The 14,153-nt window shown below is 32.7% G+C and carries 9 protein-coding genes and 1 other annotated feature; all 9 genes read right to left on the reverse strand.

Going from position 1 to position 14,153, the window contains the following annotated elements:
• Positions 1-13: 13 nt before the first annotated feature.
• The 9 genes from leuD to N4A55_RS07930 all read right to left on the reverse strand — a co-directional run bounded on the left by leuD (position 14) and on the right by N4A55_RS07930 (position 14,056).
• The gene (leuD, locus tag N4A55_RS07890; protein WP_293755055.1) at positions 14-502 is read right to left on the reverse strand and encodes a 3-isopropylmalate dehydratase small subunit; all 489 of its coding nucleotides are present in this window, start codon (positions 500-502) and stop codon (positions 14-16) included.
• 96 nt (positions 503-598) lie between these two features.
• Positions 599-1,858, reverse strand: coding sequence for a 3-isopropylmalate dehydratase large subunit (leuC, locus tag N4A55_RS07895; protein WP_293755056.1), 1,260 nt, complete (start codon positions 1,856-1,858; stop codon positions 599-601).
• 107 nt (positions 1,859-1,965) lie between these two features.
• Positions 1,966-3,558: a citramalate synthase gene (cimA, locus tag N4A55_RS07900; protein ID WP_293755057.1), complete on the reverse strand. Its 1,593-nt coding sequence runs from the start codon at positions 3,556-3,558 to the stop codon at positions 1,966-1,968.
• Between the two features lie 182 nt (positions 3,559-3,740).
• Positions 3,741-4,727, reverse strand: a complete 987-nt coding sequence (gene ilvC / locus N4A55_RS07905; RefSeq protein ID WP_293755058.1) for a ketol-acid reductoisomerase — start codon at positions 4,725-4,727, stop codon at positions 3,741-3,743.
• Between the two features lie 38 nt (positions 4,728-4,765).
• The gene (gene ilvN / locus N4A55_RS07910; RefSeq protein ID WP_293755059.1) at positions 4,766-5,269 is read right to left on the reverse strand and encodes an acetolactate synthase small subunit; all 504 of its coding nucleotides are present in this window, start codon (positions 5,267-5,269) and stop codon (positions 4,766-4,768) included.
• 183 nt (positions 5,270-5,452) lie between these two features.
• Positions 5,453-5,687: a binding site (T-box leader), on the reverse strand.
• Positions 5,688-5,967: 280 nt separating this feature from the next.
• Positions 5,968-8,391, reverse strand: coding sequence for a homocysteine S-methyltransferase family protein (locus N4A55_RS07915; protein ID WP_293755060.1), 2,424 nt, complete (start codon positions 8,389-8,391; stop codon positions 5,968-5,970).
• A gap of 84 nt (positions 8,392-8,475) precedes the next feature.
• The gene (locus N4A55_RS07920; RefSeq protein ID WP_293755061.1) at positions 8,476-10,254 is read right to left on the reverse strand and encodes a bifunctional homocysteine S-methyltransferase/methylenetetrahydrofolate reductase; all 1,779 of its coding nucleotides are present in this window, start codon (positions 10,252-10,254) and stop codon (positions 8,476-8,478) included.
• A gap of 9 nt (positions 10,255-10,263) precedes the next feature.
• The gene (locus N4A55_RS07925; RefSeq protein WP_293755062.1) at positions 10,264-12,402 is read right to left on the reverse strand and encodes a DNA topoisomerase III; all 2,139 of its coding nucleotides are present in this window, start codon (positions 12,400-12,402) and stop codon (positions 10,264-10,266) included.
• 154 nt (positions 12,403-12,556) lie between these two features.
• Positions 12,557-14,056 carry a SulP family inorganic anion transporter gene (locus N4A55_RS07930; RefSeq protein WP_293755063.1) on the reverse strand — a complete coding sequence of 500 codons (1,500 nt, stop codon included), beginning with the start codon at positions 14,054-14,056 and terminating at the stop codon, positions 12,557-12,559.
• Positions 14,057-14,153: the final 97 nt, after the last annotated feature.

The raw sequence follows: 14,153 nt of genomic DNA on the forward strand, positions 1-14,153 counted from the left end.
GATTTATATCTCTCTACCTATTATTCTTAATATGATTAATCAACCCATCAGCCTTAATAATCTGCTGCATAAATTCTGGAAAAGCTTCCCCCTGATAAGATTTATTCTTAGTCACATTAGTTATCATACCACTATCAAAATCTACTTCAACTTCATCTCCTGCATCAATACCTTTTACAGCCTCATCACATTCAAGAATTGGAAGTCCGATATTAATAGCATTTCTATAGAATATTCTTGCGAAAGTACTAGCTATAACACAAGATATTCCAGCCGCTTTTATTGATATTGGAGCATGCTCTCTTGAAGAACCACATCCAAAATTCTTATTGGCAACCATAATGTCGCCTTCTTTAACATTCTTCACAAAATCTCCATCTATATCTTCCATACAATGAGCCGCTAACTCTTTTGGCTCAGTTGTGTTTAGATATCTTGCTGGAATTATTACATCTGTATCTACATTATCGCCGTATTTAAAAACTTTACCTCTAGCCTTCATCTAATCACCTCTACGCATATTATTATTTTTTTATTCTTAATATTCTAATTAAATCAATTTCTTCTTATCTGCTTATATTAATCTATATTATTTATTTTATAATTCTTCTGGTCCAGCAATTCTTCCAAGTATAGCAGATGCTGCCGCTACAACTGGACTTGCAAGATATACTTCTGACTCTACATGACCCATTCTACCAACAAAGTTTCTATTAGTAGTAGCTACTGCTCTCTCACCTTTTGCAAGGATACCCATGTGTCCACCAAGACATGGTCCACAAGTAGGAGTACTTACTATAGCTCCAGCTTCTATGAATGTTCTGATTAAACCTTCATCCATAGCTTGAAGATATATTTTTTGAGTAGCAGGGAAAACAATAGTTCTTATTCCTTTTGCTACCTTTCTTCCTTTTAATAGCTCAGCTGCTGCTCTTAGATCTTCTATTCTACCATTAGTACATGAACCAATGACAACCTGATCAATCTTAACCTCTCCTACTTCATCAATAGTACGAGTGTTATCAGGAAGATGTGGGAAAGCTACCGTAGGTCTAAGTTCATCTAGTTTTATTTCATATACAGCATCATACTGGGCATCTTCATCTGCTTCATATACTTTATATTCTTTGCTAGAGTGATCTTTGACATACTCTAATGTCTTATCATCAACTGGGAATATTCCATTCTTTCCACCAGCTTCTATAGCCATGTTAGCCATACTGAATCTGTCATCCATTGAAAGATATTCAAGTCCATCCCCAACGAATTCCATTGATTTGTATAGAGCACCATCTACACCAATAAGACCGATAATGTGTAAAATAACATCTTTACCACTTACCCATTTTGCTGGTTTACCAGTCAATACGAATTTTAATGCTGAAGGAACTTTGAACCAACATTTTCCTGTAGCCATTCCAGCAGCCATATCAGTACTTCCAATACCAGTAGAGAATGCACCAAGAGCACCATAAGTACAAGTATGTGAATCAGCACCTATTACAACATAACCTGGAACAACCAATCCTTTTTCTGGAATCAACGCATGTTCAATTCCCATTTCTCCAACTTCAAAATAATTCTCTACTTCTTTATCAAGAGCAAATTCTCTTACACACTTACATTGTTCAGCTGCTTTTATATCTTTGTTTGGTGTGAAGTGGTCAGGTACTATTGCAACCTTAGTTTTATCAAAAACCTTATCTACACCTATTTTCTTGAATTCCTTTATTGCAACTGGTGTTGTAATATCATTACCAAGCACCAAATCAAGATTAGCTTCTATTAATTGCCCAGCCTTCACTTCTTCCAGACCAGCATGAGCAGCTAAAATCTTTTGAGTCATTGTCATTCCCATTTATATGTCCTCCTTTTGATATATCTATTTCACTTATTTTTTACTATATTATTAATTTGATTATTAACACTAGTATTTATAATGTTATAACTCTTTATTAGTTATTTTTATATATAAGCTTTAATCTTATTTGTTAGTTCTCTAAGTAACTTGACCTCGATTGAATCTATTAAAGCTATTAAACTTGCATTAATGATATCTGTTGAAACACCAACGGTTGACCATTCATGCTTACCATCTGTAGATGATATAAGCACTCTAACTTTTGCAGCAGTAGCTTCTTTTGTATCTAGAACCCTTACCTTATAATCAGTTAAATGTACTTTTTTAAGTTCTGGATAGAATACTTCAAGAGCCTGTCTAAGTGCTTTATCTAGTGCATTTACAGGTCCATCACCTTCTGCAGCTGCCATCTTAATCTTACCATCAACATTAACTTTTACCATAGCAAAAGCAGTTAGTTCTCCAGATGCGTTAGGTTTTTCACCTATTGTTTTAAAATTCTCTAACTTGAAGAATGGTTTATATTTACCTAAGTTCTTTCTTATAATTAATTCAAATGTACTTTCTGCACCTTCAAATTGATAGCCTTCATGCTCTAATTCTTTTAATCTATCCATTATCTGTATTGTTTCAGGTGAATCTTTCTTAACGTCTGGAGCCACTTTTTGTATTTTCTTAAGGATAGTACTTCTACCCGCTACTTCTGACATTAAGAATCTTCTTTCGTTTCCAACAATCCAAGGATTAATATGTTCAAATGATTTAGATGCCTTATTAACACCATCAATATGCATTCCGCCTTTGTGAGTGAAAGCTGCTCTACCAACATAAGGTTCTTTATCATCTAAGGAAACATTAGCTATTTCAGCAACTTTTCTAGCTATATCAGTAATTAGTTCCAGGTTTTCATCATTAATACATTCATAATCATTTTTAACCTGTAGATTACCGATAACTGTTGATAAATTAGCATTACCACATCTTTCTCCAAAACCTATATATGTTCCTTGAACCTGCTTAGCTCCAGCAAAAACTGCCATTATACTATTTGCAACTGCCATACCACAGTCATTATGACAATGGATACCTACTTCTGTCTTATATTTATCTACTACCAATTTGGTAATCTCATAGATTTCATTAGGCATGCAGCCACCATTGGTATCACAAAGAACTAAACTATCAGCTCCACCATCAATTGCAGTTTCTAAGGTTTTCATAGCATACTCAGGATTTGCCTTATATCCATCAAAGAAATGTTCAGCATCATAGACAACTTCTTTACCTTTTTCTTTGAAAAATGCTAAAGTGTCCTTAATCATATTTAGATTTTCTTCCAAAGTAGTATTTATAATATCTGTAACATGGAAATCCCAACTTTTACCAAATATTGCAACTACAGGAGAATTAGCTAAAAGTAATGACTTGACATTAGCATCATCTTGAACTTTGATATTTCTACGCCTTGTACTTCCGAAGGCAGTTAATTTAGTATTATTTAATTCAATACTTTTAATACGTTCAAAAAATTCCAAATCCTTAGGGTTTGACCCTGGGTTGCCTGCTTCAATGTAGGAAACACCTAGTTCGTCAAGAGCTTTTACTATCTTAATTTTATCCTCAACTGAAAAGGATATCCCTTCAGCTTGAGCACCATCCCTAAGGGTGGAATCGTAGATTTTTATGTTTTTTTCCAACTGATATTCCCTCCTATATAATAGACAACTTAATACAATTTATGAATTAATTATCTTAGTGCATTTTTAATATTTTTATTTGATAATTCAAGGTATTTTTTGTAAGTTTTGTATAAATTTACTCTTAATTTTTTTAGAAAAAAGGTCGGTTAATAAACCGACCAAATATTAGTGTTTATTAATTACTTCATCCAGCTCATCATTTTTCTAAGTTCTTTTCCAACTTTTTCAATTTGATGCTCAGATTCTATTCTTCTTCTAGATCTAAATGCTGGACGATTAGCTTTGTTCTCTAATATCCAATTTCTTGCAAAAGTACCATCTTGGATTTCTGCAAGTACTTTCTTCATTTCTTTCTTGCTATCTTTATTAATGATTCTCTTACCAACTGAGTAATCTCCGTATTCAGCAGTATCACTAATAGAATATCTCATGTATGATAATCCACCTTCATTGATAAGGTCAACTATAAGTTTCATTTCATGACAACATTCAAAATATGCACTTTCTGGTTGGTATCCAGCTTCAACAAGTGTTTCAAAACCAGCTTTTATAAGTTCTGATACACCACCACAAAGTACTGCTTGCTCTCCGAATAAGTCTGTTTCAGTCTCTTCTTTGAAAGTTGTTTCAAGAATACCAGCTCTTGCTCCACCAATACCAGCTGCATAAGCAAGTGCTAAATCTTTAGCTCCATTAGCATCTTGGTATACTGCGATAAGACATGGAACTCCTTTTCCTTCAACATATTGACTTCTAACTGTATGTCCTGGTCCTTTTGGAGCTACCATGAAAACATTTACGTCTTCTGGAGGAACGATTTGTCCATAATGAATATTAAAACCATGAGCAAATACTAGAGAGTTTCCAGATTCTAAGTTAGGTTCAATACTTTCTTTGTATAAATCACTTTGTTTTTCATCATTTATTAAAATCATGATGACATCAGCTTGTTTTGCAGCTTCAGCAGCTACTGCAACTTTCAAACCAGCATCTTCAGCTAATTTCCATGATTTACTTCCTTCATATAAACCAACAACTACGTCTACACCTGATTCATGAAGATTAAGTGCATGAGCGTGTCCTTGACTTCCATATCCAATTACTGCTACAGTTTTTCCTTCTAATAATGATAAGTTACAATCCTTTTCATAAAACATTTTTGCCATTTTTATTTCCTCCTATTTTTTTTAAAAGTTTACCTTAGCTAATCGATATATTGTTTTATTTCTTTGCTACCTCTTTCAAGTGCTGTAAGTCCTGTCCTAACAATTTCTTTAACTCCATAAGGCTCTACTAAGTCAAGAAAAGCATTTACTTTGTTTTGATCTCCTGTAATCTCAACAGTTAGGGTTTCACTTGAAACATCTATTATGTTAGCTCTGAAGATACCAACTATTTCTATGATAGCTGCTCTGTTTCCATCTTTTGCGGATATTTTAATAAGAGCTAACTCTCTGTACACAGATTCTTCTGGTTTGAGTTCTATTATATGTATAACATCAACTAATTTATTTAGTTGTTTTGTTATCTGATCAATAATTAAATCATTACCTCTAGCTACAATAGTCATTCTAGAAAATTCTGGATTTTCAGTAACTCCAACAGATAGACTGTCAATATTGTACCCTCTTCTACTAAATAGCCCAGCGACTCGACTCAACACCCCAGAATGGTTTGTAACTAAAACTGATAATACATGTCTATTCATAATTATTCCTCCTTCCAGATTTTATATGTTTACTAAGTAATGAGTTTATCATTTTACTAAGTCAACGTACTAAATAATCAGATTAAACTACCACATTTCCAATGAAAGTTTTACTCTAGTACATTTCATTCTCACTAGCAACATAATTAATTTTATATATAAAAACGCCCCTACAGAATAAACTGTAGGGACGAGGAAACCACGCGATACCACCCTAATTGTCTTTATACTAAAAGACCACTCAAATCAGGTTCTAACAAACCCTAGCCTATAACGGGGCTCCCCGGTAACCACCTACTCTAATTTCAATGGTCCTGCTCAAGAGTGATGTACATCATTGCAGTAGTACTGATTCTCACCAACCATCAGCTCTCTACAACTACATATGCAAATTATACGTCTCTATCACTGCATTTATCAGACAATTCATTTTCGATTGATAGTATTATACCAAGATAAAGTGCTCATGTCAAGCGTTTAATGATGTTTTTTTGTATTATTTTAAAAAGGGTCATGGTAATTTTATACTTTTTAATGTATATTTATAATTAACTCAAATTAATTTCCCGTTTTTTAATGTTAGAATTTTATCTCCTCTCTTTGCCACTTCATAATCATTCCCTCTATACTGTTTATGTATAATTCATTGGATGATACAACTCCAACCCCTGTTATAACAACTTTTATTTATTTAATTATTAATTAGTTAATTGATGTGCAAGCTTCACTGCCATATTAGCATCTTCACTATAACCATCTGCCCCAATTTCTCTGGCATAGTCATTAGTTATTACTGCTCCGCCAATAATCACTTTTGCTCTTAATCCTTCCTCTTTTGCTAATCTAATAACATTTTCCATTTCTAACATTGTTGTTGTCATTAGAGCTGATAAAGCTATAATATCAGCATTAACTTGTTTTGCTTTTTCAACAATTACTTCTTTCGCTACATCTTTCCCTAGATCAATAACTTCAAATCCATGATTTTTTAACATTAATGCTACTAAATTCTTGCCAATATCATGAATATCACCTTTAACCGTAGCAATTACAACTTTTTTCTTTTGTTTATCTTTCTTATCTCTATCTTTTTCAAGCAAAGGGTCCAAATAGTCCATAGCAGCTTTCATTGTTTCTGCACTCATAATCAATTGAGGTAAGAAATATGTCTTTTCTTCAAATAATTCTCCTACTTTTGTAATAGCTGGGATAAGATATTCTTTAATGATTACTTTTGGTAAATCACCATTCTCTATAGATTTTTTTATATTATCCAATATAGCTTCTTTTTCTCCATTTACAACCATGTTGAATATGACTTGTTTAACATCTATTTCTTCGTTAGTATCTATACTGACTATTTCTTTAGTCTTAACTTTTTTCTCTTGTTTACTGAATGATTCAATATATGCAAGGCTGTCCTTATCTTTTATTGCTAAAACATCAGATGCCCTCATAATATTCATCAATAATTCATTTGAAGGATTGGCTATTGCCATTGCTAGCCCTTTTCCTATACCCATAGCTAAAAAAGCTGTATTAATAAGCTTCCTTTCAGGTAAACCAAAAGAGATGTTTGATAATCCCACTATTGTTCCTGTACCAAATTCTCTAAAACACCATTCAATTGTCTCTAAAGTTAATGCAGCTGCTTTGCTATTAGAAGCAATTGTTGTAACTAATCCATCAACGATAATATCTTCTTTTTGATATCCTAATTCTTTTGCATGGGAATATATCGTATTAATTATTTCGTGTTTTTCATTAATACTTTTAGGTAATCCTTTATCACTAAGTGGTAATAAGACAAACATAGCACCATATTTTTTGGCTATAGGTAATAGTTTATCAATCTTATGTTGTTCTAATGATATGGAATTCACCAAAGCTCTACCTGGATAAATCCTAAGCCCTGCTTCTATTGCATCAATATTGGAAGAATCAATACATAGAGGTACTTTTACAAATGTTGATAATTGTTCTATCGCTTGTTTCATAATAACAACTTCATCTATGCCGTTCATACCTACATTTACATCAAGTACTGTAGCTCCTTTTTCAATCTGTTCATGAGCAAGGGTTACTACATAATCCATATTTTTATTTCTTAGGTGCTCTTGTAATTTCTTCTTCCCTGTTGGATTAATTCTTTCCCCAACAATAATAGTTGGGTTATTTCCACCTATAGTTACAGATTTACGCTCAGATGTTAGAATACTTCCTTGTCTATCTTTCCACAAGCTAATATCAATATCTTTCATTTTATCTATTAACTTACTAATAAATGTCTTTGTGGTACCACAGCATCCACCAATAATATTAGCTCCTTCTTCTGCTAACAATGCTCCATAGTGGGAGAATTCATCTTCATCCATATCAAATATAGTTTTACCATTTTCGTATTTTGGCAATCCAGCATTAGGCTTAACAATCAACGGTACTTTGGCATATGGTTTCATAGCTTTTACGATATCTATCATATCATTAGGACCTGTTGAACAATTACAACCTACTGCATCAGCACCAAGATTCTGAAGAGTTATCAATGCTGTCACTGGGTCAGTACCATTAAGTGTATAACCACTTTTTTCATAAGTCATGCTGACCATAACAGGTAGGTCACAAATCTCTTTTACAGCTAATAATGCAGCTCTGGCTTCATTAATATTCATCATGGTCTCAATGACAAATAAATCAACGCCAGCTTCCACCAAAGCCTTAACTTGAGGTTTATACGCATTAACAATGTCTTCAAAATGATAATTGCTTAGAGGATATATCTGTGCTCCTGTTGGAGATAGATCTCCTACAACCCACACATCATCTCCAACAGCTTCTCTTGAAATCCTAACCAATTCTTTATTCATCTTGACAAGCTTATCTTCTAGTCCAAATTCAGCTAGTTTTATAGAATTACAGCCAAAAGTACAAGCATAAACCGCTTTTGAACCAGCTTCTTTATATCCTCTCTGAATATCTATGATGACCTCTTTGTTATCAATAACCCATTTTTCTGGGCATACCCCTCTTGGCATACCTCTTTTCTGTAACTCTGTTCCTGTAGCACCGTCAAGAATCAATATGTTTTTTTGCAGATACTCTTTAAATTCTTTTTTCGTCATAGGAAATCAAACCTTTCAAAACTTATATATAAGTCAATTTTATATAGTCTTACCTATCTAATATATTCACGTTGATTAATTAATTTATCTTATGGTTTTTATTATCTTACTAACCATTTCCACTCTATTAAACGGTGTTATCATGTATATACCATCCACAATATCTTTTATTTTCATAGCAATTTCTACTGCAATTTCTATACCTACATTTTCAGCTTCTTCTCTAGTCATATCTTTTGTAAACATATTGCAGATGTTCTCAGGAATATCTATACCTGCTATTTCGTTATTGAGAAACCTAGCATTCTTATAACTTACTAGGGGCATTATACCTCCTAATATCTTAATATTTGTATTTTCTTTTATTATTTTAAGATTATTGACAGCCTGTTTATTATAAATAGGCTGAGTCAATAGATATTTCGCTCCTGCTTCTTGTTTTCTATTGATTCTCTTAATAATCTTATCTACATAAGTCAAATTAGGATTAAGAGCTCCACCGTATATCATTGCATCTTCAGGATCAAAATCAACATTCAATTCTTTCACCAATTCCATTAATTTAATAGAGTTAACGTTAAAAACACTAGCTGTTTCAATTCTTTCCTCGCTTGGAATAGGGTCACCAGTGACTAATAATATATTTCTGATTTTCTCTATATGAGCTCCTAAGATAATAGATTTTAGTGCTATAACATTCTTATCTCTGCAACAGATATGGGGCATAACATCAATTCCTACTTCTTTCGCTATCTTGTTAGCTATTATTATAGAATCTGCTCTAGGTCTTGATAAAGGTGAATCTGCTATAGTGATAATATCTACACCTTCTGCTTTTAATATATTGGCACTTTCCATGATCTTTTGAACATTACCATTATAAGGAGGGTCCAATTCTACAGCAAAGACAAATTCATTATCCATCAGCTTTTTATAAAATTCATTTGGAGTATTAGTAATACCTTGTTTCTTTCGCTTTTTATTCCTATGATATATGGATGAAGGTTCATAGTTTCCGTCTAAATTTTCTATGATTTCTTCTATATGACTAGGAGTAGTTCCACAACAACCACCAATTACCTTAACACCAAGCTTTTTGATATCAACCATTGTTTCACCAAAATACTTTGCATTATCTCTGTACACTGTTCTTTCATATATCTTATCTGGATATCCTGCGTTAGGTATTGCTACAATATTCTCATCTTCTATATCCAAGTTCTTTATTATTTTATATAAGTGTCCTACACCAATTCCACAATTTAACCCATAAGCAACCAGTCCTTTTATTCCTCTTGCTTCTTCAATGAGTCTTCTACAACTTATTCCTTCTTTTGAGTATCCAAAAGCATTTACTTTGAATTGAGCTATAATTTCCGCTCTATCATTTTTTGATAAAATGTAATCAGTTAGTATTTTTATATAATTGGTACTAGCAAAAGTTTCCAATACAAAAATGTCAGCTCCTAGTTCTAACAAAGTATTAATTATATAATAATATTCATCTAGTATATTATCTTTTTCTGAATCTAGTTTTTCTGGAATAGGACCAATTGATACTCCTACAAAAACATCTTTTCCTTTTGCACAATGAGTAGCTATATTATACCCCTCTGTAATAATTTCTCTAAGCTCTATTCTGCTGCATTTCAGACTAACTGTATTAGCGGAAAAAGTATTAGTTCTAATGAGTTTTGCTCCTGCTTCAATATATTCCATATGAATAGTCTCAATAATTTTCTTATCATTGATATTAGCTAATTCTGAAACTGTAGTATCTTTTAATGTTTTCTTAGAATAATAGGTACCCATTGCACCATCAGTAACTAGAATACTGTTCCTCAAATAGTCTCTTAACTGCATATCATCATCCTATTCTTTACTTTCTTTTTCGATTCTCTTAATATTTTTAAGCTCTATTCCCGTATTATTATTAATCACTAGAGTAGCTATACACTTTTCACCAGTTTGAGGGAGAGTGACTTTGTAATCTTCTATCTTACCCTTTTCTAATAGTTTTTCAACAATTTCTTTTTCAATAGTCCTTGTACCGTATCTCTCCAAAGTGTTTTTCCATATCTTATATTTACAATTATTTCTCCAATCGCTACAATAAAAAGCTCTACTATTTTCAAGTATTTTACCCTTTTCACATACAGGACAGGTTCCTAGACCTTTCACTTTCTTTTTCTTATCCTCTGGAATAGGCTTTCGTTCAAAAGCTACTTTTCCTTTGCTCTTACTTGCTGAGTTAACAAGATATACTACAAACCTTTTGATACTTTCCATAAAGCGGTATGATTCCATATCACCTTTATTGATACTGGTTAATCCCTTTTCCCATTTTCCTGTTGTTTCAGGAGATTTTAGTTCTTCTGGGATAATCTTAATTAACTGACATCCTTTTTTAGTAGGAATCAATGTTTTTCCTTTTCTCTTAATGTATTCAACTTGAATCAATCTCTCAATTATCCCTGCTCTCGTTGCAGGTGTTCCAAAACCAGATTCTTTTAATTGTTCTTTTAGAGTCTCATCTTCAGTGAATCTACCCGCATTTTCCATAGCACTTAGTAGAGAGCTTTCAGTATATGGTTTTGGTGGTGTAGTTTTTTTGTTTAACTTTTCCACATCCACAACCTTTTTGATATCACCCTTTTTAAGCTTAGGCATAATCTGTTCTTTATCATCTTTGGTAGCTGTATAGAGTGCTTTCCAACCTTTGTCAACTATGACTTTACCAGATGATACGAATTTTTCTCCTTCAATATCAAATATTATTTCCGTTGTTTCATATTTATAGTAATCATAAAAAACCGATATAAACCTTTTGACAACTAGATTATAGATATTAAGCTCATCCTTAGTAAGATTATTGATTCTAGGTACAACATCAGTTGGTATAATAGCATGGTGGTCAGTTACCTTACTATTATTAATTATTCTTTTGGTAAATTTCAATTCGCCTTTTTTTAGTAATGGTTCAATAGCTTTGTTATAAGGAGATACATTGATTTTTCTCATAGTACTCTTTACTTTTTTCTTCATATCGTCACTTAGATATCTACTATCTGTTCTTGGATATGTTATTAGCTTTCTTTTTTCATATAGATTCTGTGCTAGACTAAGTACTTTTTTTGCAGTGTATCCGTATTTCTTATTACCATCTCTTTGTAATTCTGTCAGGTCATATAGTAATGGTGGAGGCATTTTCTTAAGTTTTTTGGTTACCTTTTCTACTACACCATCTTTATCAACTATTTTTTCTGCTATTTCTTCTGCTCTCTTCTTATGGAATATTTTAGTATCTGATGGTTTTTCATTGAACCATATAGCTCTAAAATCATCAACAAATACTGCATATACTTCTATATAGTCTTTTGGTACAAAATTATCTACCTCTTCTTTTCTATTGACAATCAAAGCTAGGGTTGGAGTCTGAACACGTCCAATGCTTAGTAATACATCATTGCTTGTAGTATAGGCTCTTGTTGCATTTATCCCTACAAGCCAATCTGCTTCTGAACGACATTTTGCACTATAATACAAGTTATCGTATTCACTTCCGTCTTTTAACTTGTTAAAGCCTTCGTTGATAGCTACATCTGTCATACTGGATATCCATAGTCTTGAAAAAGGCTTACTGCATTCAACATAATTGTATATATACCTGAATATAAGCTCTCCTTCTCTTCCACTATCTGTTGCACATATTACAGACTCTACATCATTTCTATTCAATAATCTTTCAATAATTTTCAGTTGTTTTTCTGTATTAGGGTAAGGTTTTAATTGTATTTCTTCTGGAATTATTGGCAGCAGATTATATCTCCACTTTTTATATTTTTCATCGTAATCATCAGGTTCTGCCAAAGTTATCAAATGACCAACAGCCCAAGTTATTACGTATTTGGTGCCTTCTATATATCCATCTTTTCGAGATGTGCATTTTAATACTTTTGCTATATCTCTTGCTACTGATGGTTTTTCTGCGAGTACTAGTTTCTTCCCCATTAATTCCATTCCTTTCAAGTTCCTTTTAATTCTTGTGTGAATTATAGCATAAAAATTGAATTAATGCCATAAGTCATATAGATAAACAAAAGGTATTGCTTTTAAATAGCACAAAGGAGGGGGATTCCCCCTCCTAATTTCATATTGTTACCTATTAAATAATATTTACTTCCATAATATCTTTTGACCCTTGAATAAATGCGAAACAGTCTGTACTCAGATTTCTCAGATGAACGGTTTTTCCGTTTTTCTTGTATTTAGCTGTTACAGTATTAATAGCCTCAATTGCAGAATGATCAAATATTCTAGCATGGCTAAAGTCTATTACAACATCTTTAACATCATTAGCTGTATCAAATGCCTCTATAAAATTCCTAACAGAACCAAAGAACAAAGCTCCTCTTATAGCATATATTCTGGTATTATCCTCCATATGTTTGTTTATATCAATTCTTTTCCCTTTTTCCCATGCAAAAACTAATGAAGCAACAATTACCCCTGATATTACAGCAATTGCTAGATCAACGAATACTGTTACTACTGAAACTAAGATTATAATACATAAATCACTCTTAGGAATACTTTTTGCAATTCTAAAACTAGACCACTCAAATGTTGAGATTGATACTACAAACATAACCCCTACAAGTACTGCAATTGGAATTATTTCTATAAGTTTGGCACCAAATAATATGAATCCAAGTAAAAACAACGCTGCTGAAATCCCAGAAAGCCTTCTTCTAGCACCTGATTCTACATTTATCATACTTTGACCTATCATTGCACAACCACCCATACCACCAAAAAAACCAGTAACTAGATTGGCAAACCCTTGACCTACACATTCTTTGTTTCCATCTCCTTTAGTTTCTGTTATTTCATCAACTAAAGTTAAAGTCATTAATGATTCAATAAGTCCAATGATAGCAAAAATCAAAGAGTGTGGTAAAATTATTTTTAATGTCTCGAGGGTCAATGGCACCATAGGTATTCCAAACTTTGGAAATCCACCTCCAACTGATGCAATATCTCCAACAGTTTTGGTTTGAATTCCAAATACCCCAACCAAAATAGTTACAATGATTATCGCTATAAGTGGTGCAGGTACACTCTTAATGAATTTTTTAGCAGTATAGATAATAATCATTGTGAGTGCAACTAGTCCTAACATTATGTAAAGATTACTACCGGTCATCCAAACCAGCTTACCACCCGTACCTGTTACTTTGAATTGGGCTAATTGAGCTATAAATATTACTATTGCAAGTCCATTTACAAAACCTAGCATTACCGAATGGGGAATCATCCTTACGAATTTCCCTAATTTCAATAATCCAATGATTATCTGTATCACTCCCATAAGAATTACCGCTGCAAAAAGATACTCTACTCCATGTTCTGATACTAGATGTACCATAACAACCGCAAGTCCACCTGTAGCACCAGAAATCATTCCAGGTCTACCTCCAAATATTGATGTTATAAGTCCCACCATAAAAGCAGCATATAACCCTACTAATGGATCTACTCCTGCTACAAATGCAAATGCAATTGCTTCTGGAACAAGTGCTAATGCTACTGTTAGACCTGCAAGTATTTCCGTTGGCATATTCTTTGAAGATAAAGGACTAATTTTTAATTTCTTAAATGTCATGTGTGTTTCCTCCTATTAATTCATCTTATGTCAGAGGCGTAATCATAACATGTTTTTAACAATAAATCTATAGTTTTTTTGAAAACTTATCTTTTTC

The sequence above is a fragment of the Vallitalea sp. genome (genome assembly GCF_025211055.1).
GTDB lineage: Bacteria > Bacillota > Clostridia > Lachnospirales > Vallitaleaceae > Vallitalea.

Excerpts from the sequence above, each read along its gene's own strand:
- leuC (WP_293755056.1), bottom strand. The coding sequence starts at position 1,858 with ATGGGAATGACAATGACTCAAAAGATTTTAGCTGCTCATGCTGGTCTG.
- ilvN (WP_293755059.1), bottom strand. The coding sequence starts at position 5,269 with ATGAATAGACATGTATTATCAGTTTTAGTTACAAACCATTCTGGGGTG.
- N4A55_RS07915 (WP_293755060.1), bottom strand. The coding sequence starts at position 8,391 with ATGACGAAAAAAGAATTTAAAGAGTATCTGCAAAAAAACATATTGATT.
- N4A55_RS07930 (WP_293755063.1), bottom strand. The coding sequence starts at position 14,056 with ATGACATTTAAGAAATTAAAAATTAGTCCTTTATCTTCAAAGAATATG.
- N4A55_RS07925 (WP_293755062.1), bottom strand. The coding sequence starts at position 12,402 with ATGGGGAAGAAACTAGTACTCGCAGAAAAACCATCAGTAGCAAGAGAT.
- leuD (WP_293755055.1), bottom strand. The coding sequence starts at position 502 with ATGAAGGCTAGAGGTAAAGTTTTTAAATACGGCGATAATGTAGATACA.
- ilvC (WP_293755058.1), bottom strand. The coding sequence starts at position 4,727 with ATGGCAAAAATGTTTTATGAAAAGGATTGTAACTTATCATTATTAGAA.
- N4A55_RS07920 (WP_293755061.1), bottom strand. The coding sequence starts at position 10,254 with ATGCAGTTAAGAGACTATTTGAGGAACAGTATTCTAGTTACTGATGGT.